This window comes from Kitasatospora sp. NPDC101155, assembly GCF_044768305.1.
GTDB lineage: Bacteria > Actinomycetota > Actinomycetes > Streptomycetales > Streptomycetaceae > Kitasatospora.
In genome coordinates this window covers 106,244-129,279 of record NZ_JBIWPN010000022.1, presented here as the reverse complement: position 1 = coordinate 129,279, position 23,036 = coordinate 106,244, and the positions used below count along the sequence as shown (strand labels likewise).

Sequence of the window (23,036 nt, the reverse complement as noted above, 5' to 3'; positions counted from 1 at the left end):
GGAGTCGTAGCCGTCCTTGGGGAAGCCCACATCGTCGATGGCGTACGCCTCCGGCGCGATGTGTGCCGCGGCCCAACGAGCCAGCCGCTCACGGATCTTGGCCCAGTCCCAGGTCGAGGAAGCCACGAACTGCTGGAGCTGCTGGTGGTCCACGCCCAGGCGCTCGGCCATCGGCTGCATCGACTTGCGCTTGCCGTCCAGCATCAGCCCGCGTAGGTACAGCTCGCCCTTGGCCCGCTGGTCCCGACGGGCCAGCGGGCCGAGCATCTCGGCGGCGAAGGCCTCCAAACGCGGCCGGACCTCTTCCATCTCCTCAGGTGTCACACCTGAAAGAAAATCACAGCCTATCCAGTGACGATCACTTGGGGTACCTAACAAAGCCCTAGTAGGAGAGGGCCGCCATGTCGGCGCCGATCTTCGAGGCGGAGTACGGGGACTGCGGCTGCAGCGGGTGGTGTTCGCTGATCGGGACGGTGATCGCGCTGCCGTACACCTCGCTGGTGGAGGTGTGCAGCAACCTGGCGCCGTGGCGCAGGCAGGCGGCTGCGATGTTCTGGGTGCCGACCACGTTGGTCTGCACGTAGGCTTCCGGGGCCTGATAGCTGTAGGGGATGCCGATCAGCGCGGCGAGGTGGAAGACGGTGTCGCAGCCGGCGACCGCGTCCAGCACCCGGCCGGCGTCCCGGACGTCGCCCGCGAGCATCTCCACGGCGGCGTCGGGCTCGGCCAGGTAGCGGGCCAGGTAGCCGCGTTCGGCGTACGGCTTGTAGTGCACCAGGGCCCGCACCCGGGCGCCCCGGGTCACCAGCAGGTCGACCAGGGTGCTGCCGATGAAGCCCTCGGCGCCGGTGACCAGCACCGTGCGTCCGGTCCAGTCCGCGGGCGCGGCCGGGCCGTTCGAGGGCTGCGGGTGGCGGTCGTCGGTCTGCGCGATCATGTCGTCCTCCAGGTGTGCGGGATCTGGCTGTTGCTGTTCAGCGGGCCGTAGGGGCTGTCGGGCGCGAAGCGGCCGAGCGCGCCGTACGGGTCGTATCGGTCATGTGGGTCATGTGGGTCACATGGGTCACGTGGGTCGTTCGCCCGGTGCGGCCCCTGCGGGTCGGCCGGCTCGGTGGTGGGCACGGACTCGATGGCCGGGAGGCCGCGGCGGATGGTGGCCAGTACCTTGGCGGCCAGCAGGTCGGCGGCGTCCGCGTGGGTACCGGGGTCGGCTGCCGCCGCCATCGCCGCCAGCCGGGCCGGATCGGCGAGCAGCGGTTCCACCAGTGCGGCCAGCCGTTCGCCGGTGCATTCGGCGTCCGGCAGCAGCAGGCCGGCGCCGGTGTCGGAGAGCACCCGGGCGTTGTGCGTCTGGTGGTCGTGCGGTGCGTGCGGGTAGGGCACCAGCACGGCGGGCATCCGTAGCGTGGACAGTTCGGCGACGGTGGCCGAGCCGGCCCGGCAGACCATGAGGTCGGCAGCCGCGTAGGCGAGGTCCATCCGGTCCAGGTAGGGCACCGCCCGCGCCACCGGGTTGCCGGCCAGCCGGGCGCGCACCTCGTCCAGGGCGGCCGAGCCGGTCTTGATCAGCAGTCGCCGGTCGGTGCGGTGCCGCCAGCGTTCGGCCAGGTCGACGGCGGCCTCGGTGAGCCGGGTGGCGCCGAGGCTGCCGCCGTTGAAGACCAGCAGTCGGGCGTGTTCCGGGACCTCGAAATGGCGCCGGGCCTCGGCCCGCAGCGCCGCCCGGTCGAGCCGGGCGACCGCGCCCACCAGCGGCATGCCCACCGTCTCCACCTGCCGGCCGGCGGGCAGGTGGGCTCGGGTGCGGTCGAAGGCGAGCGCGATGTACGGGGTGAGCCGGGCGGCGAAGCGGTTGGCCCGTCCCGGCACCGCGTTGGACTCGTGCACCACGCTCGGCAGGCCGGCCAGCCGGGCTCCGACGATCACCGGCGCGCTCGGGTAGCCGCCCATGCCGACCGCCACCTGCGCGCCCTGGGCCCGCAGGATCTCCCGGCACTGCCGGGCGGAGCGCAGCAGCGCGGCGGGCAGCAGGTAGCGGCGCAGTCCGAGGGCGGCGTCGAAGGGGATCATGTCGACCGTGTGCAGCGGGTAGCCGGCCTCCGGTATCAGCCTGGTTTCCAGGCCGCGCTCGGTGCCCACGAACGAGATCACCGCTCGCGGATCGGCTCGGCGCAGGGCCTCGGCCAGAGCCAGGCCCGGATAGATGTGCCCGCCGGTGCCACCGGCACCGATCACCACTGAAAGGGGTTGGTCCCCGTGTTCTGTCCGCATGCCCGGCAGCCTGGCGAGCCGATGTAAGAGAGTTCTCAGAGTCGCTTTGAGAGGGTTGTCCGCATGAGCAACGGGCAGAAGGTGCTGGTCGTGGACGACGACCCGGAGGTGCGCGCCGCCGTCGAGGACGGACTGGCGGTCGAGGGCTACCAGGTGCGCGGCGCCGCCGACGGGCTGGCGGCGCTCGGCGAGGTGGCCCGCTGGCAGCCCGCCGCCATGGTGCTCGACCTGATGATGCCCGCGCTCGACGGCCTGGCGGTCTGCCGTCGGCTGCGGGCCCTGGGCGACCGGATCCCGATCCTGGTTCTGACCGCCCGCGACTCGGTGAGCGAGCGGGTCGACGGCCTGGACGCGGGCGCGGACGACTACCTGGTGAAGCCCTTCGCGCTGGACGAGCTGACCGCCCGGCTGCGCGCCCTGCTGCGCCGCAGCGCGCCGGCCGTCGAGGAGGCCGAGTACCAGTACGCCGACCTGGTGGTCGACCCGGTCACCCGCACCGGCAGCCGCGGCGGACGCCCGCTGGACTTCTCGCGCACCGAGTTCGCGCTGCTGGAGGTCCTGTTGCGCCACCCCGGCCAGGTGCTGCCGCGCGAGGTGATCATGGAGCGAGTGTGGGGATCGGACTTCGGCCCCGACTCCAACTCGCTTGCGGTGTACATCGGTTACCTGCGCCGGAAGCTGGAGGCCGGTGGCGAGCCGCGGCTGGTGCACACCGTGCACGGGGTGGGCTACCGGCTGGAGGAGCGGTGAGGGCACACGCTCGCTGGCGCCGTCGCCGTCCGCTGCGCACCCGCCTCGCGCTGGCCTGCACGGCCGCGGTCGCGCTGGTCGCCCTCGGCGTCAGCGCAGCGGCCTTCACCATCGTCCGCTACGAGCTCGAGCACCAGCTCGACCTGCACCTCACCCAGCAGGCCACCCTGCTCCAGCAGCAGTACCGCGACCGGGGCCCGCAGGTGGTCTACGGCGAGTGCGGCTATCTGGCCGCTCCCGCGTGCGCCCAGATCGTGCCCGCCGACCCGGCCAGGGACCCGGCCCAGCCGTACCTGCTGCCGGTCACCCCCGCCACCCGCCAGGTCGCGGCCCGCGAGCGTGGCGGCTACTTCACCGACCTTGCCATCGGCGGCCACCCGGCCCGGATACTCACCACCCCGATGCTCACGGCGCCCGCCGGCACCCGGCAGGCCGTCCAGGTGGCGCTGCGCGCCGACACCGTGCAGGAGGGGGTGCGGCAGGCCGGCGAGCTGATGGCGGCCGTCGCCGCGGCCGGCGTGCTGCTGGCCGCCGCGCTCGGCCACACGGTCGCCCGCACCGGACTGGCCCCGGTGACCCGGCTGACCAGGACCGCCGAGCGGATCGCGGACACCCGCGACGCCGGAGTGCGGATCGAGCTGCCGCCCGGTCGCCGGGAGGACGAACTGACCAGGCTGGCCGGCAGCTTCAACACCATGCTGGGCGAGCTGGAACAGTCCGTGGCCGCCCAGCGCCGACTGGTCGCGGACGCCTCGCACGAGCTGCGCACCCCGCTCACGGCACTGCGCACCAACGCCGAACTCCTCTCCCGCGCCGACCGGTTGACCGACAGCCAGCGCGAGCGGGCGGCCGCCGCGCTGAGCCGCCAGCTGCGCGAGGTGACCGGTATGGTCAACGACCTGATCGAGCTGGCCCGCGACGAGGAGCCGCAGCCGCTGCTCGAAGAGGTCCGGGTGGGCCCGCTGGTCGCGCACTGCGTGGACGTCGCCCGTGGCCACTGGCCCGCGGTCGGCTTCACCCTGGTGGACGCCGCCGGGGAGCGCACCGTCCCGGGCGTGCCGGCCCGGCTCGCCCGGCTGCTGTCCAACCTGCTGGACAACGCGGCCAAGTTCAGCCCGGCGGGCGGCACGGTCGAGGTGCGCCTCACGGCCGGCCTGGAGCTGACCGTGCGCGACCACGGCCACGGCATCGCGCCGGAGGACCTGCCGTACGTCTTCGACCGCTTCTACCGTGCCTCGGTCGCGCGAGCGCTGCCCGGCTCCGGTCTCGGACTCGCGATGGCCCGGCAGATCGCCCGCGCCCACGGCGCCACCCTCACCGCCGAGAACGCCCCGGACGGCGGCGCGCTGTTCCGGCTGACGCTGCCCGGCTGAGCGTGCCCGCCAGGGTGGTCAGCGCCGACGGGTGCTGCGGGAGCGCGTCCGGGCGAGGCTCCCGGCCGAAGTCGGGCCGGCCCGGGCCACAACGGAGCTGCTGAACGCCGGCACCTCGCTGCCGCAGGCCCGTCTGTCGGCGTGAAGCAGCGCCGTGAAGCAGCGCGCTGACAGTTGCTCGTCCAGGTCCGCGCGGCTCCGCCGACGCTTCATAAGAAGTGTTCTTATGACCTGCCGACACCCTTCCACAGCATGACGACTACGAGCTCGACTCCGCCGCCCTGCCCGCAACGCCCGCGACGCACTCATCGCCCCCAAGCGCGGATGGCAGCGCTCGCGCTGGTGAGCGCTGCCACGTTCGTCAGCGCGACCTGGTCGGCCGCCCACGGGGCGACCACCCACCCTGCCGGCCGGGCGCCCGCCGACTTCTCGATCCGGCTGCACGGCAACCTCCTGGACATCCCGGTGAACGGCGGCGTCGCACAGCTGCAGACCGACTCGCTGGCCATCACCGCGCAAGGCCGCGACGGACGGACGCTGACCCTCTCCGCACCTGCGGCGCAGCCACTGGGTGCGCCCGGCCCGGTCACCGTCAAGGGCGGCACGGCGAGTTGGACGCTGCCGGAGCACGGCCTGAGCGTCACCGCCGCCTCGGTGCGCGGTCGGCTGCAGGTCACGGTGCACAGCGAGCAGAACGGCGCCACGCTGTCCTGGCCGGTCACCGGCACCGATCCGTCCGCCACGCAGCTGCAACTGCCGCGCGGCGAGGGTCTGGGCATTCCGGTTGCCGACCCGTTCTGGAACTCGACCCGGACCGGCGTGGCCGGTGCCGACTACGGCCTCGAAAACGACCTGAGCATGCCGCTGTGGGGCTACACGCTGGCCGGAGCGGGTGTCAGCTACCTGGTACCACAGCCGATCGGCACTTCGCTCGGCTTCAGTTCCCAGGACGGCCGTCTGCGCGGCACCGCCGTGCACACGTTCTCCCAGCGGGCGGGCACCCGGGACTACACGCTCACCTTCGCCCTCACCACCCCTTCTCCCGTCGCCCCGGCGCAGGACTACCGCCGCTGGCTCAGCGACCAGGGCCAACTGGTCACGCTGAGCAGCAAGATCGCCGCCAACCCGGAGGTCGGCAAGCTGCTCGGCGCGTTCCACGCCTACACCTGGGGCAGCGCCCGCACCGCGCAGGGCGTGCAGCAGATGCAGGCGCTGGGCCTGTCCCGGCTCTGGCTCGGCTACGACGCCGACGACCGGCCGATGGACGCACGGGCGGTGGCCGCCGCGAAGCAGGCGGGCTATCTGGTCGGCCCGTACGACTCGTTCGCCAACGGGCAGGACCCGGCCACCGCCGATGCCCCCACCTCCGCCTGGCCGGCCCCGGTCTACCCGGGCTACTGCATCCACCAGCAGGACGGCTCCGTGCTCGCGGGCTTCCACGATCGCGGCTGTTACCTCAGCTCGCAGGCATTCGCGCAGCACGACGAGTTCCTCGCCCAGCGCACCACGCAGATGACCGCCAACGGATCGAACAGCTACTTCCTGGACGTGGATGCGGCCGGCGAGCTGTACGACGACTTCAGCGCCGACCACCCGATGAACCAGCAGCAGGACAAAGCCAACCGGATCGCCCGGATGCGCCAACTGTCCGGCCCGGACAAGCTGGTACTCGGATCCGAGGCCGCACACAGTTGGGCCGGCCCGGTCATCGACTTCAGTCACGGCTCGCTGACTCCGCCGGCGGACGGGCTGTGGCCACTGGAGAAGAACAAGGAGGTCTGGGGCGGCTACGCGCCGGCCACCGCACCGGGGATCTTCTTCAAGCCGGTCACCCTGCCGAATGATCTGACCAAGGCCATGTTCGACCCGACGTACCGGATCCCGTTGCTGGAGACCGCGTTGCACGATGCCCAGGTCAACCTCGACCGGTGGGAGCTTCCCTACACCAAGTTCCCGGCACTGGAGACCGCCCGGGCGCTGCAGGCGATCTTGCAGAACACCCCGCTGAACCTGGTCCTCAACGGCCCGACGCTCACCACCGACGGCAAGCAACTGGCCGCGCTGCAGCAGTACTTCGCGCCACTGCACCAGGCCGCCGGCACGCAGCCGATGACCGACTTCCGCTACCTGAGCGCGGACCACCAGGTGCAGCAGACCAGCTTCGGCAACGGCGTTCTCCAGGTCACCGCCAACTTCGGCACCAGCACGTACGGCCCCGGCGCACTGCCGGGCGGCTGCGTGGACGCGAAGCTCAAGGGAGACAAGCAGCCGCGCCGGCTCTGCCCCGGCACGCTGCCGCAGGCGCCCCTCAAGTAGCCAACGGGATCTCTCCGTTGCCGGCTCGGAAAGTGGCGGTAGAGCGTGGCATTGCCCACGCCCGCCCGCCGGGCGATCTCGTCGAGCGGGGTGTCCGGGCCCTGTTCGGCGAAGACCTCGCGGGCCGCGTCCACCAGCACCTTCCGGTTGCGCGGCGCATCGCGGCGCCGCACCGTCGGCGGCTCGCCCAGCACGCCTCCCCGCCATCCCGGCACTGGTACCGGGGAACATTCCCCGGTACCAGTGCTATCGTCGACAAGGTAAGCGGGGGGTATTCCCCGCTTCATTGCCCGTGGAGTCCACGGGCGCGTCCACGGAAGGGGGAGGCGTGGCAGACACCGCACTGGTGCTCGGCGGCGGCGGACCGGTGGGCGGGGCCTGGCTGACCGGGGTCCTCGCCGGGCTCACCGAAGCGGGGATCGATCTCACCAGGGCCGACGTCGTGATCGGCACCTCCGCCGGTGCCGTCTTCGGATCCCGACTCCTGTCCGGTGTCCCGGCCACGGAGTTGTACGAGCGTCAGCTCTCCGGGGCCGACGCGGTGTGCATACCGGTGAGGGCGGGCCAGACGGCCCGCTTCCTCTGGGCGGCGCTCGGCTCCCGCGATCCACAGCGGTCCATAGAACGCCTAGCCCGAGCGGCGCTGCGTGCCCGCACCGGCCCGGAGTCGGAGGTCTTCGGGACGGTCGGTGCGCTCCTGGGCGAGGCGCGGCACTGGCCCGAGCGGGAGCTGCGGATCGCCTCCGTCGACACGCGGACCGGAAACGTCGAGGTGTTCGACGCGCGCTCGGGAGTGACGCTCCTCGAAGCGGTCACGGCGAGCTGCGCCGTGCCCGTCGTATGGCCGCCGGTCACCGTGGCAGGTCGGCGCTGGATGGACGGCGGCAGCCGCTCGACTGCCAACCTCCCGCTCGCTCGCGGGTACCGCCGGGTGCTGGCGGTTGTGCCGGTCCCCCACGCGGTCGGTCCGCACCCGAGCGCGCAGCAGCAGGCAGCGGATTTGTCCGACCACGGGGCGCGCGTCATCCTGCTGTCCCCGGACCATGCCGCGCGTCGCGTGATGGGCCGCAACATGGTGGACGACACACGCCGGCCGGCTGCTGCCCGCGCGGGCCACGCCCAGGCCACTGCACTGGCCGCCTCGGTGGCCGAGTTCTGGTACGACTGACGGCCGGCCGCCCACCCCACCGGTCTGCCCGTCCGGGGCGGCCGGGTCGAGGCGACAACCATAGGCCCGGGCGAGCTCGCGGTCGGCTTCGTGTCGGTCATCCTCTCCCCCGTTCCGTGCCCACGCGCTCAGCCCACCGCCGGGCGGGCGGTGCGGGCCGTCGGGCGGGCCAGGAAGGTGGCCGCATAAACGGCACTGGCGAGGACGTCACTCCCCACGAGTTCGCCCAGGCTGCCATTCAGCGAGGGACTCCGCCCGCGGAGGCGCACCTCATCGAGCGCCTGCACGAGTTTCTCCGCTCCGGCCGCGCCGGATTCGTCACCGACGACGTCGAGAACATCACCGGAACCGCCCCCAGGACCTTCCGCGACCGGTGCGAGCGCCACGTCGACGCCTTCCGCTGAGCCCGGCGCCGCGGTGGAGCGCGGCGCTCGTCGCCATGGAGGTCGGCTACCGCGTCGCCTCCTCGCGCTCATGGCTCTCCCAGTGCACGCAGAGCGCGTAGATCGCCAGGATGTCCAGGACGATGATCAGCACGGACCAGAGCGGGTAGCTGGCCACCACCCACATGTGCGAGAAGGCGTTGAGCGACAGCACGGCCACGCCGACCCAGCGTGCCAGCTGGCTGCCGGCCAGGATGCCGGCCGCGATCAGGGCCAGCAGGATCCCGAGCACCAGCAGGGTCCAGCCCCAGGCCCGCAGATCGCCCACGACGATGTGGGCGCCGGTGACGAAGACGTGCGACCGGTTGATCGCGGCGACGCCGTTCAGGCCGTTGAAGAGCGCAAGGATGAACACCAGCACACCGGCGAAGATCACCGTGCCACTCGGGCAGCAGCTGCGCATCGCGGGCTTCCCGCCCGCACCGGTCGCTGAGGAAGCAGGAGACACCATGGGACACCTCCAGTGCGGTCTCGCCCGTCCCCCGGTTGATGGGGGCTTCCGCCGAGTGGCTCCTACCGACCAGCCTAGGACCGCACCACGCGGGGAGCGCGGCGTACCCGGCTCACCTGGCTGCCCGCACCCGCGGGGCGGCGCCCCGATGCGCTGTACGCCGTCCGCGGCCACGACGACCACATCCACCGCCGTGACCTGCGCGGTCCGGGCATCCGCCCGGACCGCGCAGGGAGACCGGGCACGGCTCAGACCCGGATGTCCATCGCTGGGCCGTCGAAGTCGCCTTCGCGCTCCCGCACCGGTTCCGCCGTCCGGGCACCCGCCGGGAGATCCACGACGGCCTCCACGCCGACGTCGGTCACGAGTGCTCGCGCCCGAGTGACGCGGGCGGGATGCTCTGCTCGTACTGGAAGACGTTGTGGGGGTCGTACTCCGCCTTGATCTCGCGCAGCCGCTCGAAGTTGGGTCCCCAGTAGGCGGTTTCCCAGTTCTGCATTCCGACATTCGGCACGTTGACGTAGGCACCGTTCACATAGGGCCGCAACGCCTGGCTGAACTCGGCAGTCCATGCCTGGCCCTGCGGGGTGAGCGGGTCGCAGACGCCTGGCTGTGTTCCACGAGTCCCCCAGCCGGCACCGATCTCGCCGTAGAAAAGCGCGTCGCGATGCGGGAACGCGGTGCCGCCGCGGGGGGGCCTTCTGACCGCCCCGCCGAAGGCCTGGGTGAAGTAGTTGCTGTCATCCGTCGGGGCGTTCTGCATGAACGAGCCGATCACGCTGATCGCTTCCTTCGGGAACGGCTTTCCGGTGAACTGCGAGAAGAACTTCCAGTTCGCGGGCTCGGCCGTGATCGGGACCTGGAATCCCGCATATACATCGCCCCAGTTGCCCGTCTGCGTCGAGACCTTCGGGTTGCCGACCGACAGGATCGGGGCCAGCAACTTCTTCGCCTCTTCCGGCGTTCCTTCAGCGAGAACCGCGAACAGCAGGATCTGGTTCCTGTGGACCTCAAGCTGGGTTCCGAGGCGGTCGTCGGCGCACGGTGCCGTACTCTGCCATGCGTCGAAGACCCCCTGCAGGTCCCCGAGGCCGTCCCACGTCGCTTGCACGTACGTGACGAACTTCAGCGGAGCCGTTTGGTAGGTGAGCGACGTGACGATCCCGAAGTTGCCGTTTCCCGCCCCGCGGAGCGCCCAGAGCAGGTCCGGGTTGTCGCTCAAGGATGCCTTGACCACCTGGGCGCACTCGGCACCCGACGCGACGACGATCTCAGCCTCCACAAGGCTGTCGCAGGCCATGCCGAGCAAACGGGTGAGGAACCCGAAGCCGCCGCCGAGCGTCGCACCGGACAGGCCTACGCTGCCCTCCGTTCCGGTCGTCACCGCGAGGTCCTGCTTCGCGAGTGTGGTCACCGCTTCCAGCTGGTTGAGCCCGGCGCCGACTGTCGCGATACGAGAGGCGGTGTCGATCTTGACCGACTTCAACTCACTGATGTCGATCACGATGCCGTTGTCCACGTTCGACCAGCCCTCGAGCGCATGGCGGCCACTCCGCACCCGCACCGCGACGTCGTTCTGCCGCGCCCAGGTGAGGGCGTTGACCACGTCCTGGGTGTTCTGGGCGAAGACGATGACCAGCGGATAGTGCGCGAAGAGCTGGTCCCAGCCGAGCCTCGCATCCGTGAAGTCGGGGTCGCCGGGGCGGACGATGCGGCCGGTCAGCTCCGCCGGAGGGCACTTCCCGCCCTCCGGCCCTTTGACCGGCCCTTTGGTCGCGGCGCTCGCGCCCGTGGCGGCTACGGCCGTAACGCCCGGAACAACGACTGCGCCGACGCCGGCTGCCGCCGTCGCCTTGAGCAGGCCGCGACGAGAAAAATCGTGCATGGTCCATTTCCTCCCGACCGGGATACGAGGAAAATCCTGTCCACCGACTGACAGTTCAGTTCTTCGTAGACGATTCCTAGGGTCCGCAGAGTAACGGAGACGCCGGTGACGGCATTGCCCGACACACTCATCAGGGAAGACGGCGACGATAAGTGATATATGCGGCCAGTGCGCGCACCGCGGTCGCCGAAGTCGCACTGGAATGACCACCGCGCCGACAACTGTTTCACTGAAATGGCATGACGTCAGCCAGTGTTGTGCCTGCATCCAATGGATCACAGGTCGAGATCCGAGTAGCCACCGTAACAGTTTGAGGCTGTCACGTGACCGACGGGGAGTGTTGGACTTCCGGCACGCCACAGCCGTTGAGTGGCCATCAGAAGGTGTCGGACGACCGGCATGCGCAAGAGGCTTCCGGTTCCGACCGCACCGACTCCCAACTCGCCTACTCACCAGGGTGCCTGGCGTTCGCGCCGGCGCCCGTGGAGAAAGGCGCCGCATGTTCGCGAAGCACGTTCAGGGCCGCATCTCCCCGCAGGCCCAGAGATGCCGCCGGTGGCGCACGCCACCTTCCAGGCCGGGCAGAACTGGTTCGTCACCATGACTCCCCGGCCCACCCAGACCGCGGACGACGCGGACATGGCGCAGCCGGCCCACCGCAACGTGGACTACGACGAGTTGTTCGTCTTCCTCGGCTCCGGCGACGGCGAACAGGTCGGTCCGCCGGCGGGACTGGCGAGCGTCACTCCGGCCGGCATGAACCACGGCCCGAACCAGGTCCGCCACGCCAACCCGTGCGCCCGGTTGCCGTTCCACGTGTGGAACCTCGACACCGTCCGGCCGCTGCGCTGCACGGAGGCCTTCGAGGCGGTCGAGATCCCCGACTTCGCCCGCCAGGAGAGCTACCGCGGCTGACCTCGGCCGTTCCCACCGGCTGCCGGCCCCCTGCCCACGTCCCCCGTTTCCGTTCGGGCAGGGGCCGGCTCCATGCTGTGGGAGCATCACACCATTCGAGTCCGGGCTGTGCGGATTTCCCCCCGCAGGTTCAGCGCGTTGAGTCCGAGTGGGCCCGCAGCGTGTCGCGATCGGGCTGCGGGAGCCACCAGTTGGCGGCCGGGGGCCGGTGCCAGGAGCGGGTCCGGACGTACGTGTGGACGAGTTCCAGAGCCTGGCTGACGGCGGGGTGTGCGGTGGCGGTGTTCCAGACGGCGTGCCAGGAGTGGAGCGGGGCGGGGTCGATCAGTGGGCGGGCGGTGAGGCCTTCGGGAAGGTGGACGGTGGTGGGGCCGAAGACGGGCTGGCGCAGCGCCTGGACGGCGGCCAGCGCGGAGGTGCGGCCGTGTCCGCGTACACGGGTGGCCACCGTCAGTCCGAAGGCTTCGACGGCCTGGTCGACCCAGTCGCGCCACTCGGCGGACTCGTCGGCGGTGTGGACCAGGAGCGGGTGTTCGGCGAGGGCGGTGAGGGGAACCTCGTCCAGGGCCGCGAGGGGGTGGTCGGTGGGGATGATGACGCCGATGGGTTCCAGCCCGACGGGCATGGTGGCGAGGGTGGCCCCGAGGGGGCGGCCGAGGCCGTGCGGGCGGCCGAAGGCGAGGTCGAGGTCGCCTCTGAGCAGCCGGGGCACGGCTGCGGCCAGGCCGTGGCTCTGGACCACCTCGAACGGCAGGTCGGGGGTCCGGGTGCGCAGGTGGTGGATCAGGAGCGTCGAGGGCAGGCCCTCGGTGACGACGTCGATGCGCAGGGGGGAGCGGGTCTGGGTGACCTCGTCGACGAGGCGCTCGGCGTCGTTGAGGAGGCGTCGCCCGCGGTGCACGAAGGCCTCGCCGGCCGGGGTGAGGGCGACGTGGCGGCGGTCGCGAATGAACAGCGGGACGCCGAGGCGTTTCTCCAGGGTCCTGATCTGGGCGGAGAGGGTCTGCTGGGCGATGGCGAGCCTGCTCGCGGCGCGGCCGAAGTGGAGTTCGTCGGCGAGGGTGACGGCGTAGCGCACCTGGCGCAGGTCGAGGTCCACCCCTTCACCGTAACAGCCTGAGGCTGTCACGTGGTCGATGAAGAGTGTTGGACCGGCGACATGCTGCGGCCGTTGACTAGCGGAGTGAGAAGCGCCGAAGGAGCGCGAACCAAAGGAACTCTCCACATTCGACCGATGAATCGAGGGCCGGGAGAGCTTCTGTGGTCGTTGCTCCCGGCGCCCCGACCGCCGGCCCCTGCCTGCTTGTCCCCTCCGTCCCGGCAGGGGGCCGGCCCCTGCCTGTTTCTGGAGCACCACACCGTCATGAGCCGCGTCCTGGCCGTCTCCGGTTCCCTGCGAGCCGCCTCGTACCACACCAGATCCTGCGCAGCCTGCAGCCGCTCGCCCCCGAGGGCATGCGCATCGAGCTGTTCGAGGGCCTGGGTGAGCTGCCGCACTTCAGCGAGGACCTGGAGGCCGATCCGCCCGCGCCGGTGCGGCGGCTGCGGCAGGCCATCGCGGACGCCGACGGTCTGATCATCGCCACCCCCGAGTACAACGGGGCGATTCCGGGTGTGCTGAAGAACGCCTTCGACTGGGCCTCCCGGCCCGCGGCGAGAGCGTCCTTGACCACCACGGCACTGCTCGCCGCCGCCGCGGCCTTCACCATCCCCGCGGCCAGGCGCACGCGGAGGCTGCAGACCGTGGGCAAGCCCCGGCACCCCGCGGCCAACCGGTAACCGCCGACAACGACTCGACCGTCGACACCCGGCACAGGCCGGTGCCCGCTCCGAGGAGTGGGCACCGGCCTGTGCCGTGGGTCGCGTTGCCGAACCTCCGTATCCTGGCTCGCCATGCCGACCAGCTGCGGACGGCACTCCTCAGTGCCGTCGAGCGCCTCCCGAAGGAGCGGGACCGCGCCTGCTCACACGCCTTGGACGAAATGGCCACCGTTCTGCCCGGCATGCCCTCCTGACCGCCTCCAGGAGCAGCGTGACCACGGCCGTCGCCGCGAGTAGCCAGAGCAGGTTGCGCGTGTAGGGCAAGGGCAGCACGGTCGGGTTGGGGTTGTCTCCCGCGTGCAGGACGGCCGGCAGTCCCACCGCGGTCAGTGCGGCGGCCACGATCAGGCCGCCGCGCACCGTCCACGGTGCTTTCGGCAGGGCGGCCCCGGCCAGGCAGAGAAGCGGCACCCACAGTCCGTCGTGGAGCACGACGCCGCCCACCGCCCACTCCAGGACGTCCAGCGGGTCCCGGATGTAGTGGTCGTGCAGCAGTCCGTGGACGCCGTAGCCGATCATCCCCGCCGCGAGGAGTGCGGTCACCGTCCGCAGCGCGGCCGCCGCCCTCATACGATCACCTCGATCCGGTCCACCCACTTGGTCTGCAGCACACCCGGCCGGCCCGGGGCGATCACCCGGGCCGGGTAGCCGTGGTCGGTGTCCAGCACTTCGCCGTTGACCCGCAGCGCCAGCAGTGTCAGCGGATCGGCGGCGTAGGCGGCCTCCATCTCCGTTTCCCGGTAAGGGCCGTCCACCTCCATGGAGGTGATCCGCAGCCGGGCGGTGGGCGGCGCTCCGGCCCGCGCCACCAGATCCCGGATGCGCACCCCGGCCCACTGCGCCGAGGCGCTCCAGCCTTCGACACAGGAGATCGGGAGCACGGCCTCGTGCTGGTCCATGGCCCGGAGCTCATCCATCGTCAGCTCGTACGATGCGGGGCCGACGACCTTCAGCCGCCAATTGACGGGCGGCTGTGCGGTGCCGGCCGCGGCGGCGGTCCGGTTGACCGGAAGGCCCTGCGGGCCGATGTCCGGACGGCGCGGCGCCAGCAGGTCGATCCGGCGCAGCCAGGGTACGGTCTGCCCGGCCGTGACCGCCGTGACCGCCAGCACCGAGGCGGTCACGGCGGTCAGGAAGCCGCGGCGCTGCGACAGTTCCGGTCGTGGCCGACGCCAGTGGGCCACGATCTCGGGCGCCTTGACGGCCAGGTGCAGCAGCAGGCCGCCGACCGCGATCCATGCCAGCCAGAAGTGCGTCTGCCGGAACGGGAAGGGCCACACGTACCACTGCAGTGTGTTGAGCAGCCCGGTGAACAGCTCCAGCGCCATCGCCGCGACCAGCAGAAGGATGCCCAGGCGCTCCAGCGCATGCCGTACGCCGCGCGCGGGCGGCCACTCGAACAGCCGCGGGTAGACGGTCCACAACTTGGCGCCCAGCAAAGGAATCGCGGCGATACCGCTGATCACGTGCGCGCCCTGGGTGAACCGGTACAGGCCCGCGGGGCGGGCGGACAGGTGATCGCGCAGCCAGGCGGGCGGGTCCTGCAGCACATGGCTGTACAGCCCGGTCAGGAAGCAGACCAGCAGCGCCGCACCGAGCCAGCGGCCGATCACCACGGCGGTGCGTGGATCGTGCAGCCGGGACCGGAAGGCGCCCTCGCGCAGCGGACCTCTTCGCAGTGCCTCTGGCGGCGTGGGCAACGGCAGGTCGAACCGCCGCGTGGAGGGCGAAGAGGGCGAGGAGGAAGGGTTGTGTCGCACCCGTCCATGACACAGCGTGCAACACCCGACCTGGTGGCGATTGCTGCTTACGGAATTCGTACGCCTGCCTGCGAGTCGTAGTCCCTGTCCCTTCAGCCGATGACGCGGCCGAGGAAGTCGCGGATGTACCGGGTGATCTCCTCCAGGTGGCTCTCAAGCGCGAAGTGGCCGGACTCGACCAGGCGGATCTCGGCCTTGGGCAGGTCGTTGCGGAACGCCTCGGCGTCGGCGGGGCCGAAGATCTCGTCCGCGGAGCCCCAGACGGCCAGCAGAGGCACCTGGGAGTCGCGGAAGTACTGGTGGACCTTCGGGTACAGGACGACGTTGGAGGGGCCCGCGGCCACGCCGATGATGAAGGTACTGTGCTTGCCGCATCCGGCGTTCACGCTGACCTCGATCGTGGCAACGGGCAACCACTGGGTCCTGGACGCCTTCGGCGGCGTCGTGGCAGCGGTGGCGGGTTTCGGGCGGTGAGGCCCGAACAGCACGACAGCGAGGCCCGCTCCGACCGGGGCGGGCCTCGTCTCGTCAACTTCTTCAGGCTGTCGGGGCCTTGAGGACGCGCAGCAGGCGGGTGACCTCCGCTGCCATGGCGGTTCGTCCGGAGCCGAGGTAGCGGCGGGTGTCGACGAGTGACGGGTTGTCGTCGAGGGTGCGGCGCACGGCGTGGGTGAAGACCTGGTTGAGGTGGGTGGCGATGTTGACCTTGGTCATGCCGTCTTCGACGGCGCGGGTGAGGTGTTCGTCGGCGACGCCGGAGGAGCCGTGCAGGACCAGTGGGACGGGGACAGCGTCGCGTAGTTCGGCGATCAGGTCGTAGTCGAGGACGGCGTCGCGGGTGAGCATGGCGTGGGAGGTGCCGACGGCGACGGCGAGGGCGTCGACGCCGGTGGCGGCGACGAAGGCGGCCGCCTCGGCGGGTACGGTTCGGGCGCCGGGGGCGTGGACGCCGTCCTTGCCGCCGACCTCGCCGAGTTCGGCCTCCACCCACACGCCCGCCGCGTGGCAGCGGGCGACCACCTCGGCGGTGGCGCCGACGTTCTCCTCGAAGGGCAGTACGGAGGCGTCGAACATGACCGAGGAGAAGCCGAGTTGGACGGCCTCGGCGACGAGGTCGGTGGAGGTGGCGTGGTCGAGGTGGACGGCGACCGGCACCAAGGCGGTGCGGGCGGTCGCGAGCACGGCGGAGGCTATCGGGGTCAGCGCCCCGTGGTAGCGGACGGCGTTCTCGCTCAGCTGCAGGACCACCGGGGCGCCGACGGCCTCGGCGCCGGCGACGATGGCCTGGGCGTGTTCGAGCTGGATGACGTTGAACGCGCCGATGCCGCGCGCGGCATTCGCCGCGGGAGTGACGATGTCGCCGGTTCCGGTCAGGGGCACGGGTTGAACTCCTCAGCTGCGAAGGGTGCGAAGGGTTGGACGTCCACCCGGGGCCGCAGGGCCCGGTGGACGTCGAGGTCGAAGTCGCCGGCGAGCGGTGCGGCGACGGCGGCCGCGGACAGCGCCACGGCCTCGGCGAGCCGGTCGGGCCAGGGGGCGTCGGTGACCAGGCCGAGGGTGAGCGCGGCCACCGCCGCGTCGCCGGCGCCGGTGGGGTTGCCGGCCAGCCGTTCGGGCGAGCGGGCGCGCCAACTTCCCTGCGGGGTCACGGCGATGAGGCCGTCGGCACCGAGCGAGGCGACCACCGCGCCCGCTCCGGCGGCGTGCAGCGCCCGGGCGGCCGTCGGCGGGTCGGTCAGGCCGGTGGCGGCGGCGAGTTCGTCGGCGTTCGGCTTGATCAGGGCCGGTCCGACGGGCAGCCCCGCACGCAGGGCCGTTCCGTCGGCGTCGAGCACCGCCGGGACGCCGCGTGCGTGCGCGAGCCCGAGCAGGCATGCGTAGGCGTCGTCGGGGACGCCGCGTGGCAGGCTGCCGGAGAGGACCACCGCCGTGGCCTCCGGTAGCAGCTCGTCGAAGTGGTCGAGGAACCGCGCCCACTCCTCGACCTCGACCACCGGGCCGGGTTCGAGCAGGATCGTGGTGTCCCCGATGTTCTCCTCGACCACGGCCACGGTCCGCCGGGACTCGCCCGCGATCGGCAGCATGCGGTCGGTCAGGCCGGCGGCGGCGAGTTCGGCGCGGATCGCCTGGCCGGTGAGGCCGCCGACGAGTCCTGTGACGACGCTCGGATGGCCGAGGGCGTGCAGGACGCGCGAGACGTTGACGCCCTTGCCGCCCGCCCGTTCGGCCGCCGCGCGCACCCGGTTGCTGCCTTGCGGGCGCAGCCGGTCGATCCGGTAGGTGACGTCGAGGGCGGCGTTGAGCGTGACGGTCAGGATCACCGGCCGGCCTTTCGCTGCAGCAGGTCGTGGGCGAGGAGGGCGGCGCCCTGGCAACCGGCTTCGTGGCCGAGTTCGGCGGGGAGGATCCGCGGCATCGTCTGGAAGGTGAGCCGTTCGGCGACCGCCGCGCGCAGGGGCGTGAAGTACGGGTCGCCGGCGCGGGCGAGGCCGCCGCCGATCACGATGCGCCCGGGGTCGAGCATGGTGATGGCGGCGGCCAGGGCGTCGGCGAGCGCCTCGATCGCCTCGTTCCAGACCGTGACGGCGGCCTGGTCCCCGGCGGCGGCACGCTCGCCGACGTGCTTGGCGGTGACTGCGTCCTCCCCGGTGGCGGCGGTGTAGCGGCGGGCGATGGCGGCCGCGGAGGCGACGGTCTCCAGGCAGCCCCGGCCACCGCACGGGCAGGGCTGGCCGCCGGGGCGGACCACCAGGTGTCCGAGCTCCCCGGCCCGGACATGGCTGCCGGTCACCGCCTGTCCGTCGGACATGACGGCTGCGGCGATGCCGGTGCCGACCGGGACGAACAGGAAGTCCCGGCTCCCGCGGCCTGCCCCGATCCGCGCTTCGGCCAGACCCCCGGCCCGCACGTCGTGGCCCAGCGCCACCGGCAGGCCCAACTCCTCCGCCAGCCAGTCCCGCAACGGCAGCCCGTGCCAGCCGAGGTTGGCCGCGAGGACCGAGGTCCCCGCGGTCTCGTCGACGATGCCGGGCACCGCGATGCCCGCCGCCGCCGGAGCGTGCCGGTCGGCCAGCTCGCGGGCCGCCGCCAGCACCGTCTCCAGCACCGCGTCCGGGCCGCGCTCCGCGCCCGTGAACCAACGGTCGCTCTCGTGCAGGATGCCGTCCTCGCCGGCCGCGCCGCCCTTGATGTAGGTGCCGCCGACATCGAGGGCGATCACTCTGGTCACGGCTGGGCCAGCACGATCGAGCGGGTCAGGTTGCGCGGCTGGTCGGGGTCCAGGCCGCCGGCCTTGGCCAGCTCCACGGCCAGGCGCTGGGCGCGCACCAGGTCCGCCAGCGGGTCGAGGTCGGTCACGGAGGTGACGGCGCCGATGCCCTGGACCTGCTCCAGCAGCCCGGCCGGCGGCTCACCGAAGAACCACACCACCCGGCCCGGCGCGGCGATGCTGATCGGACCGTGCCGGTACTCCATCGCCGGGTACGACTCCGTCCAGACACCCGAGGCCTCACGCAGCTTGAGCGCCGCCTCGTTGGCCAGACCGACCGTCCAGCCGGTGCCGACGAAGGTGAACTGACCCGCCGCGACGGCCCCTTCGGGCAGGGGCTCGGCCAGCGCCCGCGCCGCCTGCTCCGGCAGATCGGCCGGGGCCAGGCCCAAGTGGCCGCGCAGCAGCGCCAGCGCCGTGGTGGCGAAACGGGTCTGCACCACCGACTTCTCGTCCGCGAACTCCAGATCCACCACGGTGTTCGCCGCCGTGCTGATCGGCGTGTCGAGATCACCGGTCAGCGCCACGCTCGGAATGTGTCCGGCACGAGCGAGGGCGGCGAGCACCTCGGTCGTCGTCCCGGAACGGCTGATCGCGACCAGCCGGTCATAGCCACGCGCGGCCGGGAACTCCGACGCCGCGAACGCGTCCGTCTCCCCCAGCCCGGCCGCCTCACGCAACGACGCGTACGCCTGCGCAATGTACAGCGAGGTGCCGCACCCGATCACGGCCACCCGCTCACCCTTCTCCGGAAGACCTGCAGGCTCCAGCTCCAGGGCCCGGCGCCAGCACTCCGGCTGACTGGCGATCTCCTGCTCGACGTGGCTCATTCAGGGCTCTCCTCGGTAGGGGCTCGGGGCGGCACTCGGGCATCGGTCCGCCCCGAGCGTCCGCTCAGGACTGCAAGAGAATGCTTGAAACTGATCTATTCATAGCTCAATACGTCATCTATGAGCAATCCTGGTCACTGGAAGCGTCAGCGCGCCGCTCACCAGTGATCGGCAGCGATAGGCTCGTGATCGAAACATCCGAGTTGAGGGAGTGATAATGGGCCCGCACGAGCGGTGGTCTCGCCTGCTCGAGATCCTGGGCGACCGGGGCCGGATCGATGTGGCGACGGCGGCCGAGCTGCTGAACGTCTCCGCGGCCACCGTGCGACGGGACATGGACGAGCTCGCCCGCCAGCAGGTCCTGACCCGCACGCGCGGTGGCGCGGTACTGAGCGGAGTCGCGTACGACCTGCCGCTCCGCTACAAGACCGCGCGTCAAGCCGGCGAGAAGCAGCGCATCGCCAAAGCCGCCGCCGCACTCGTCCCGCCCGGCTCGGTGGTCGGGATCAACGGCGGCACCACCACCTCCGAGGTGGCCCGTGAACTCGCCGTCCGCACCGATCTGGCCGGGTACGGCAGCCGGACAGCACTGACCGTCGTCACCAACGCGATCAACATCGCCAACGAACTGGCGGTGCGCCCGTAGGTGAAGACCGTGGTCACGGGCGGCGTGGCACGACCCCAGTCCTATGAGCTGATCGGTCCGTTGGCGACCATGATGTTGCAGGCGATCTCACTGGACTACGTGATCCTCGGCGTGAACGCCGTCGACCCCCAGTTCGGCGCGGCCACCCACGACGAGAGCGAGGCGAACGCCAACCGCGCGATGGCCGAACGGGCGGAGCGGGTGATCGTGGTGACCGACTCCACCAAGCTGGGCCGGCGCGCGTTCGCGCGGGTCTGCGACACGGACGCGATCGCCGTGCTGGTCACCGACGCCGAGGCGCCGGACGAGCTCGTCGAGCGCTTCGCCGCCCGCGGGGTGGACGTCCGCTGCGTCTGACGGCCGGGTCCGCGGCGGGGTCGGCCGTGCGGGTGGGGTCCGCCGAACCCACCCGCACGGCCGGAACCACGTCGTCCGTCACGCCCCTGGCGGGGTGTTGAACGGTGCGGCCCAGGCCTGGTTGGTCTGGATCGCGTTCGGTGCCGCGCCACAGGGGTACAGGTCGACGGGGGTGCCGGACGCCGTCGTGGTGCCGCCGTAGACGTCCAGGCAGGAGTCGGTGCCGGCGAGCTTCAGGTTGCCGTCCCGGTTGTAGGTCCAGCTCTGCCGGCCGGGGGCCGAGCCGCAGGCCGCGACGCCGACCCACTGGCCCTGTTGCCCGTTGAGCACGCCGGTGGTGCTGCCGCTCTGTGCGGTCAGACGGAGGTTGGCGGCGCCCGCCTGGAGGAGCTGGACGGAGCCGTCAGCGTTGCGCTGCCACTGCTGGTTGCCGTTGCCCGTGCAGGGGTAGACGTCGACCGGGTTGCCCGCGGCGGTGCCGGAGGCGTAGTTGTCCAGGCAGAGCGAGGCCTTGCCCCAGTCGTCACGCGAGACGGTGATCTGGCCCCGCGGGGTGGCGGTGGTGGCACCGTCGGGCGGAGTGATCTTGAACATCGCGCTGTCGTGGGAGCCCACGGTGAGCGCGACGGTTCCGGCCGAGGTGCTGGTGCGGTGCGCCCACAGGTCGCGGACGGCGTACCGGCCGCCGGTGCTGTTGAAGCCCAGGGCGTTCAGGTCCAACGTGTAATTGGCGTTCGAAGCACTCTTGTTGAGCACCACGACCGCCCGGCTGCCGTCCGCGAGCGGCTTGACCACGACGTCGATGCCACCGTCCGCGGCCGGCGTGCCGTCCGCGTTCGCGCCGCCACCGGCCACCCGGTAGCCGCCGGCACCCAGCGGGTCCTGGTCGACGGCGATGACCTCGGAGTTGCCGAGGATGCCGATCGACGCCTTCAGGTGCGGGGCCTCGGCCGGGTGGGCGGCGAGGTAGACGGGCTCGAACTTGCGGGCGTCGGTGGAGATCACCAGCGGTGCCGCCAGCGCGGAGAACAGCGACATCTGGCTGCGCTCCTCGGCGGCGGTCATGCCGTTGTCACCGATCATCAGCATGTCGGCGTCGTTCCAGTTGCCCGGGCCCTGGTAGCGGCTCATCTCGACGCTGTAGTCGAAGCTCTGGTAGGCGCCGATGTTGTAGCCGCCCGGTCGGATCTGCTGGTGACTGAAGATGCTCTGATGCCTGGTCAATCAAGCAGCTTCAGTCACGTGCGGAGCAGCTTCGGGCGGCCAGGCGGCTCGCGTCAAGATGCGGACCCGGCTCACACGCCGCCCGGGCCTCGACTGCAACGCTTCGGTAACGCGCCCGGCCTGCCAGGATGCCGACGGTGCACACTCTAGTGACACCGATGCGCGATATTGACGAAATATCGACCGAAAAACGCATCTTCGTGCAAAGTGCACCATCCCCCACCAGGGTCGCCTCGGGGCCGGCCCCAGCTGCAAAGGCGGTATCAGAGATGAAGCGGCGCCTGCTCGCCCTGTCGGCGGCCACCATGGCCGGAACGCTCGCCCTGTCGGGGTGCAGCAAGGGGTCGAACTCCGGCTCGACCTCCGCCGACGGCGTCACCACGATCAAGTTCGTCGCCGCCGACTACGGCTCGAACGGCCAGAACCCGACCCAGGCGTACTGGCAGGGCGTGATCTCCGCCTTCGAGCAGCAGAACCCCAAGATCAAGGTCGACCTCCAGGTCATCAACTGGAACGACCTCGACACCCAGGTCAAGACGATGGTGCAGAACGGCAACCAGCCGGACATCCTGCAGACCGGCGGCTACGCCGACTTCGCCAAGAACGGCCAGCTCTACCCCGCCCAGGACGTCCTCTCCGGCAGCACCGCAGCCGACTTCATCCCCTCGCTGGCGCACGCCGGCGAACAGGACGGCACCCAGTACGGCATACCGTTCGTCTCCAGCGCCCGGATGTTCCTGATCAACAACGCGCTCTTCAAGAAGGCCGGCCTCGACCCGGCCAACCCGCCCAAGACCTGGGCCGACCTCACCGCCGCCGCCACCGCGCTGAAGAACGCCGGCGTCGAGATCCCGCTCGGCGTGCCGCTGGGCAAGGAGGAGGCCCAGGGCGAGTCGTTCATCTGGATGCTGGAGAACCACGGCGGCTACCAGGACGACAAGGGCAAGTACACCATCAACTCGCAGGCCAACATCGACACCTTCACCCAGCTCAAGAGCTGGGTGAACGCCGGTCTGACCGAGCAGAGCCCCGCCTCCGTCAACCGCACCGACCTGGCAAAGGACTTCGCCTCCGGCAAGGTCGGCATGCTCAACGGCATCCCCACCCAGCTGAACGACGTCAAGAACATGGACGTCACCTGGACCGCGCTGCCCGGCAAGGACGGCGTCTCCAACACCACCCTCGGCGTCGGCGACTGGGTGATGGCCTTCAAGAAGGGCGGCCACAAGGACCAGATCAAGGCCTTCCTCGACTTCGCCTACACCAAGGACAACACGGTGAAGTTCGACAAGGAGTACAGCCTGATGCCGGTCACCCAGTCCGCCCTCACCGCGCTCCAGGCCGACCCGGACGAGAAGGCCCTGACGCCGTTCCTGCAGATCCTGCCCACCGCCACCTTCTACCCGCTCAGCGACGCGACCTGGCCCGCCGTCTCCGCGCAGGTCAAGACCCAGATCGGCAGCGCGGCCACCGACCCGAAGAAGACCCTCGACGCACTCCAGCAGGCCGCCCAGCAGGCCGGCGAGTGACCGGCGCGACGGCGTAAGGAATCCACACC

The 23,036-nt window shown here is 71.3% G+C and carries 21 protein-coding genes and 4 pseudogenes; 9 read left to right on the top strand and 16 right to left on the bottom strand.

From position 1 onward, the window contains the following. From ACIRYZ_RS28565 to ACIRYZ_RS28555, 3 genes and pseudogenes are all read right to left on the bottom strand, one after another. The coding region (locus tag ACIRYZ_RS28565) for a transposase (protein ID WP_402949442.1) at positions 1 to 309 on the bottom strand (309 nt) is incomplete at its 3' end. 76 nt (positions 310 to 385) lie between these two features. Further along, positions 386 to 937 (bottom strand): annotated as a pseudogene (locus ACIRYZ_RS28560) (SDR family NAD(P)-dependent oxidoreductase); the annotation flags it as partial. Then, on the bottom strand, positions 934 to 2,271 hold the full coding sequence (locus ACIRYZ_RS28555) for a UDP-N-acetylglucosamine--N-acetylmuramyl-(pentapeptide) pyrophosphoryl-undecaprenol N-acetylglucosamine transferase (RefSeq protein WP_402949440.1): 1,338 nt from the start codon (positions 2,269 to 2,271) through the stop codon (positions 934 to 936). The gene ACIRYZ_RS28555 and the pseudogene ACIRYZ_RS28560, both read right to left, overlap by 4 nt. A gap of 63 nt (positions 2,272 to 2,334) precedes the next feature. Between ACIRYZ_RS28555 and ACIRYZ_RS28550 the strand changes: the two genes are divergently transcribed. The 3 genes from ACIRYZ_RS28550 to ACIRYZ_RS28540 all read left to right on the top strand — a co-directional run bounded on the left by ACIRYZ_RS28550 (position 2,335) and on the right by ACIRYZ_RS28540 (position 6,710). Further along, positions 2,335 to 3,021: a response regulator transcription factor gene (locus ACIRYZ_RS28550; RefSeq protein ID WP_393039712.1), complete on the top strand. Its 687-nt coding sequence runs from the start codon at positions 2,335 to 2,337 to the stop codon at positions 3,019 to 3,021. Next, the gene (locus ACIRYZ_RS28545) at positions 3,018 to 4,394 is read left to right on the top strand and encodes a sensor histidine kinase (protein WP_402949436.1); all 1,377 of its coding nucleotides are present in this window, start codon (positions 3,018 to 3,020) and stop codon (positions 4,392 to 4,394) included. Before ACIRYZ_RS28550 ends, ACIRYZ_RS28545 begins: the two co-directional genes overlap by 4 nt. Positions 4,395 to 4,736: 342 nt before the next feature. Next, positions 4,737 to 6,710, top strand: coding sequence for a glycoside hydrolase (locus tag ACIRYZ_RS28540; RefSeq protein ID WP_402949433.1), 1,974 nt, complete (start codon positions 4,737 to 4,739; stop codon positions 6,708 to 6,710). 20 nt (positions 6,711 to 6,730) lie between these two features. Here the strand turns inward: ACIRYZ_RS28540 and ACIRYZ_RS28535 are convergent. After that, positions 6,731 to 6,901 (bottom strand): annotated as a pseudogene (locus ACIRYZ_RS28535) (helix-turn-helix domain-containing protein); the annotation flags it as partial. Between the two features lie 137 nt (positions 6,902 to 7,038). On the opposite strand from ACIRYZ_RS28535, the gene ACIRYZ_RS28530 reads away from it, so the two are divergent. Next, positions 7,039 to 7,878, top strand: a complete 840-nt coding sequence (locus ACIRYZ_RS28530) for a patatin-like phospholipase family protein (RefSeq protein ID WP_402949431.1) — start codon at positions 7,039 to 7,041, stop codon at positions 7,876 to 7,878. Between the two features lie 128 nt (positions 7,879 to 8,006). Here the strand turns inward: ACIRYZ_RS28530 and ACIRYZ_RS28525 are convergent, their stop codons facing one another. From ACIRYZ_RS28525 to ACIRYZ_RS28515, 3 genes are all read right to left on the bottom strand, one after another. Further along, positions 8,007 to 8,264 carry a hypothetical protein gene (locus ACIRYZ_RS28525; protein WP_402949428.1) on the bottom strand — a complete coding sequence of 86 codons (258 nt, stop codon included), beginning with the start codon at positions 8,262 to 8,264 and terminating at the stop codon, positions 8,007 to 8,009. Between the two features lie 64 nt (positions 8,265 to 8,328). Continuing rightward, a complete protein-coding gene (locus tag ACIRYZ_RS28520) occupies positions 8,329 to 8,772 on the bottom strand; it encodes a hypothetical protein (protein WP_402949426.1) in 444 nt (147 codons plus the stop codon). Between the two features lie 361 nt (positions 8,773 to 9,133). After that, positions 9,134 to 10,657, bottom strand: coding sequence for an FAD-binding oxidoreductase (locus ACIRYZ_RS28515; RefSeq protein ID WP_402949423.1), 1,524 nt, complete (start codon positions 10,655 to 10,657; stop codon positions 9,134 to 9,136). Between the two features lie 555 nt (positions 10,658 to 11,212). Here ACIRYZ_RS28515 and ACIRYZ_RS28510 point away from each other — a divergent pair. Then, positions 11,213 to 11,572 (top strand): hypothetical protein, encoded by a 360-nt coding sequence (locus ACIRYZ_RS28510; RefSeq protein ID WP_402949421.1) that lies wholly within the window; start codon positions 11,213 to 11,215, stop codon positions 11,570 to 11,572. A gap of 130 nt (positions 11,573 to 11,702) precedes the next feature. On the opposite strand, the gene ACIRYZ_RS28505 is transcribed toward ACIRYZ_RS28510, so the two are convergent. Then, positions 11,703 to 12,671 (bottom strand): LysR family transcriptional regulator, encoded by a 969-nt coding sequence (locus ACIRYZ_RS28505; protein WP_402949419.1) that lies wholly within the window; start codon positions 12,669 to 12,671, stop codon positions 11,703 to 11,705. 161 nt (positions 12,672 to 12,832) lie between these two features. Between ACIRYZ_RS28505 and ACIRYZ_RS28500 the strand changes: the two genes are divergently transcribed. Continuing rightward, on the top strand, positions 12,833 to 13,351 hold the full coding sequence (locus ACIRYZ_RS28500) for an NADPH-dependent FMN reductase (RefSeq protein WP_402949416.1): 519 nt from the start codon (positions 12,833 to 12,835) through the stop codon (positions 13,349 to 13,351). 141 nt (positions 13,352 to 13,492) lie between these two features. On the opposite strand, the gene ACIRYZ_RS28495 is transcribed toward ACIRYZ_RS28500, so the two are convergent. The 3 genes and pseudogenes from ACIRYZ_RS28495 to ACIRYZ_RS28485 all read right to left on the bottom strand — a co-directional run. Continuing rightward, entirely contained in the window at positions 13,493 to 13,963 is a 471-nt protein-coding gene (locus ACIRYZ_RS28495; RefSeq protein WP_402949414.1) for a hypothetical protein, read from the bottom strand. Beyond that, positions 13,960 to 15,099 (bottom strand): molybdopterin-dependent oxidoreductase, encoded by a 1,140-nt coding sequence (locus ACIRYZ_RS28490; RefSeq protein ID WP_402949455.1) that lies wholly within the window; start codon positions 15,097 to 15,099, stop codon positions 13,960 to 13,962. Before ACIRYZ_RS28490 ends, ACIRYZ_RS28495 begins: the two co-directional genes overlap by 4 nt. 146 nt (positions 15,100 to 15,245) lie before the next feature. Next, positions 15,246 to 15,485, bottom strand: a pseudogene (locus tag ACIRYZ_RS28485) (alpha/beta fold hydrolase); the annotation flags it as partial. Between the two features lie 16 nt (positions 15,486 to 15,501). Here ACIRYZ_RS28485 and ACIRYZ_RS28480 point away from each other — a divergent pair. Next, a complete protein-coding gene (locus tag ACIRYZ_RS28480) occupies positions 15,502 to 15,627 on the top strand; it encodes a phosphatase PAP2 family protein (protein ID WP_402949412.1) in 126 nt (41 codons plus the stop codon). Between the two features lie 63 nt (positions 15,628 to 15,690). On the opposite strand, the gene ACIRYZ_RS28475 is transcribed toward ACIRYZ_RS28480, so the two are convergent. The 4 genes from ACIRYZ_RS28475 to ACIRYZ_RS28460 are packed head-to-tail and all read right to left on the bottom strand — an operon-like array spanning position 15,691 to position 19,251. After that, a complete protein-coding gene (locus tag ACIRYZ_RS28475; protein ID WP_402949409.1) occupies positions 15,691 to 16,533 on the bottom strand; it encodes a ketose-bisphosphate aldolase in 843 nt (280 codons plus the stop codon). Beyond that, on the bottom strand, positions 16,524 to 17,474 hold the full coding sequence (locus ACIRYZ_RS28470) for a 1-phosphofructokinase family hexose kinase (protein ID WP_402949406.1): 951 nt from the start codon (positions 17,472 to 17,474) through the stop codon (positions 16,524 to 16,526). The genes ACIRYZ_RS28475 and ACIRYZ_RS28470 overlap by 10 nt, the downstream gene beginning before the upstream one ends. Continuing rightward, a complete protein-coding gene (locus ACIRYZ_RS28465) occupies positions 17,471 to 18,382 on the bottom strand; it encodes an ROK family protein (protein ID WP_402949403.1) in 912 nt (303 codons plus the stop codon). Before ACIRYZ_RS28465 ends, ACIRYZ_RS28470 begins: the two co-directional genes overlap by 4 nt. Further along, on the bottom strand, positions 18,379 to 19,251 hold the full coding sequence (locus ACIRYZ_RS28460) for an SIS domain-containing protein (protein ID WP_402949401.1): 873 nt from the start codon (positions 19,249 to 19,251) through the stop codon (positions 18,379 to 18,381). The genes ACIRYZ_RS28465 and ACIRYZ_RS28460 overlap by 4 nt, the downstream gene beginning before the upstream one ends. 217 nt (positions 19,252 to 19,468) lie before the next feature. Between ACIRYZ_RS28460 and ACIRYZ_RS28455 the strand changes: the two are divergent. After that, a pseudogene (locus ACIRYZ_RS28455) lies at positions 19,469 to 20,254 on the top strand (DeoR/GlpR family DNA-binding transcription regulator). A 78-nt stretch (positions 20,255 to 20,332) separates the two neighbouring features. On the opposite strand, the gene ACIRYZ_RS28450 reads toward ACIRYZ_RS28455, so the two are convergent. After that, complete coding sequence (locus ACIRYZ_RS28450; protein ID WP_402949399.1) at positions 20,333 to 21,478, bottom strand: ricin-type beta-trefoil lectin domain protein; 1,146 nt, start codon at positions 21,476 to 21,478, stop codon at positions 20,333 to 20,335. A 269-nt stretch (positions 21,479 to 21,747) separates the two neighbouring features. Here ACIRYZ_RS28450 and ACIRYZ_RS28445 point away from each other — a divergent pair, with 269 nt between their 5' ends. Then, positions 21,748 to 23,007: an ABC transporter substrate-binding protein gene (locus ACIRYZ_RS28445; RefSeq protein ID WP_402949396.1), complete on the top strand. Its 1,260-nt coding sequence runs from the start codon at positions 21,748 to 21,750 to the stop codon at positions 23,005 to 23,007. Positions 23,008 to 23,036: the final 29 nt, after the last annotated feature.

Excerpts from the sequence above, each read along its gene's own strand:
- ACIRYZ_RS28555 (WP_402949440.1), bottom strand. The coding sequence starts at position 2,271 with ATGCGGACAGAACACGGGGACCAACCCCTTTCAGTGGTGATCGGTGCC.
- ACIRYZ_RS28550 (WP_393039712.1), top strand. The coding sequence starts at position 2,335 with ATGAGCAACGGGCAGAAGGTGCTGGTCGTGGACGACGACCCGGAGGTG.
- ACIRYZ_RS28520 (WP_402949426.1), bottom strand. The coding sequence starts at position 8,772 with ATGGTGTCTCCTGCTTCCTCAGCGACCGGTGCGGGCGGGAAGCCCGCG.
- ACIRYZ_RS28515 (WP_402949423.1), bottom strand. The coding sequence starts at position 10,657 with ATGCACGATTTTTCTCGTCGCGGCCTGCTCAAGGCGACGGCGGCAGCC.
- ACIRYZ_RS28495 (WP_402949414.1), bottom strand. The coding sequence starts at position 13,963 with ATGAGGGCGGCGGCCGCGCTGCGGACGGTGACCGCACTCCTCGCGGCG.
- ACIRYZ_RS28480 (WP_402949412.1), top strand. The coding sequence starts at position 15,502 with ATGATGAAGGTACTGTGCTTGCCGCATCCGGCGTTCACGCTGACCTCG.
- ACIRYZ_RS28460 (WP_402949401.1), bottom strand. The coding sequence starts at position 19,251 with ATGAGCCACGTCGAGCAGGAGATCGCCAGTCAGCCGGAGTGCTGGCGC.
- ACIRYZ_RS28445 (WP_402949396.1), top strand. The coding sequence starts at position 21,748 with ATGAAGCGGCGCCTGCTCGCCCTGTCGGCGGCCACCATGGCCGGAACG.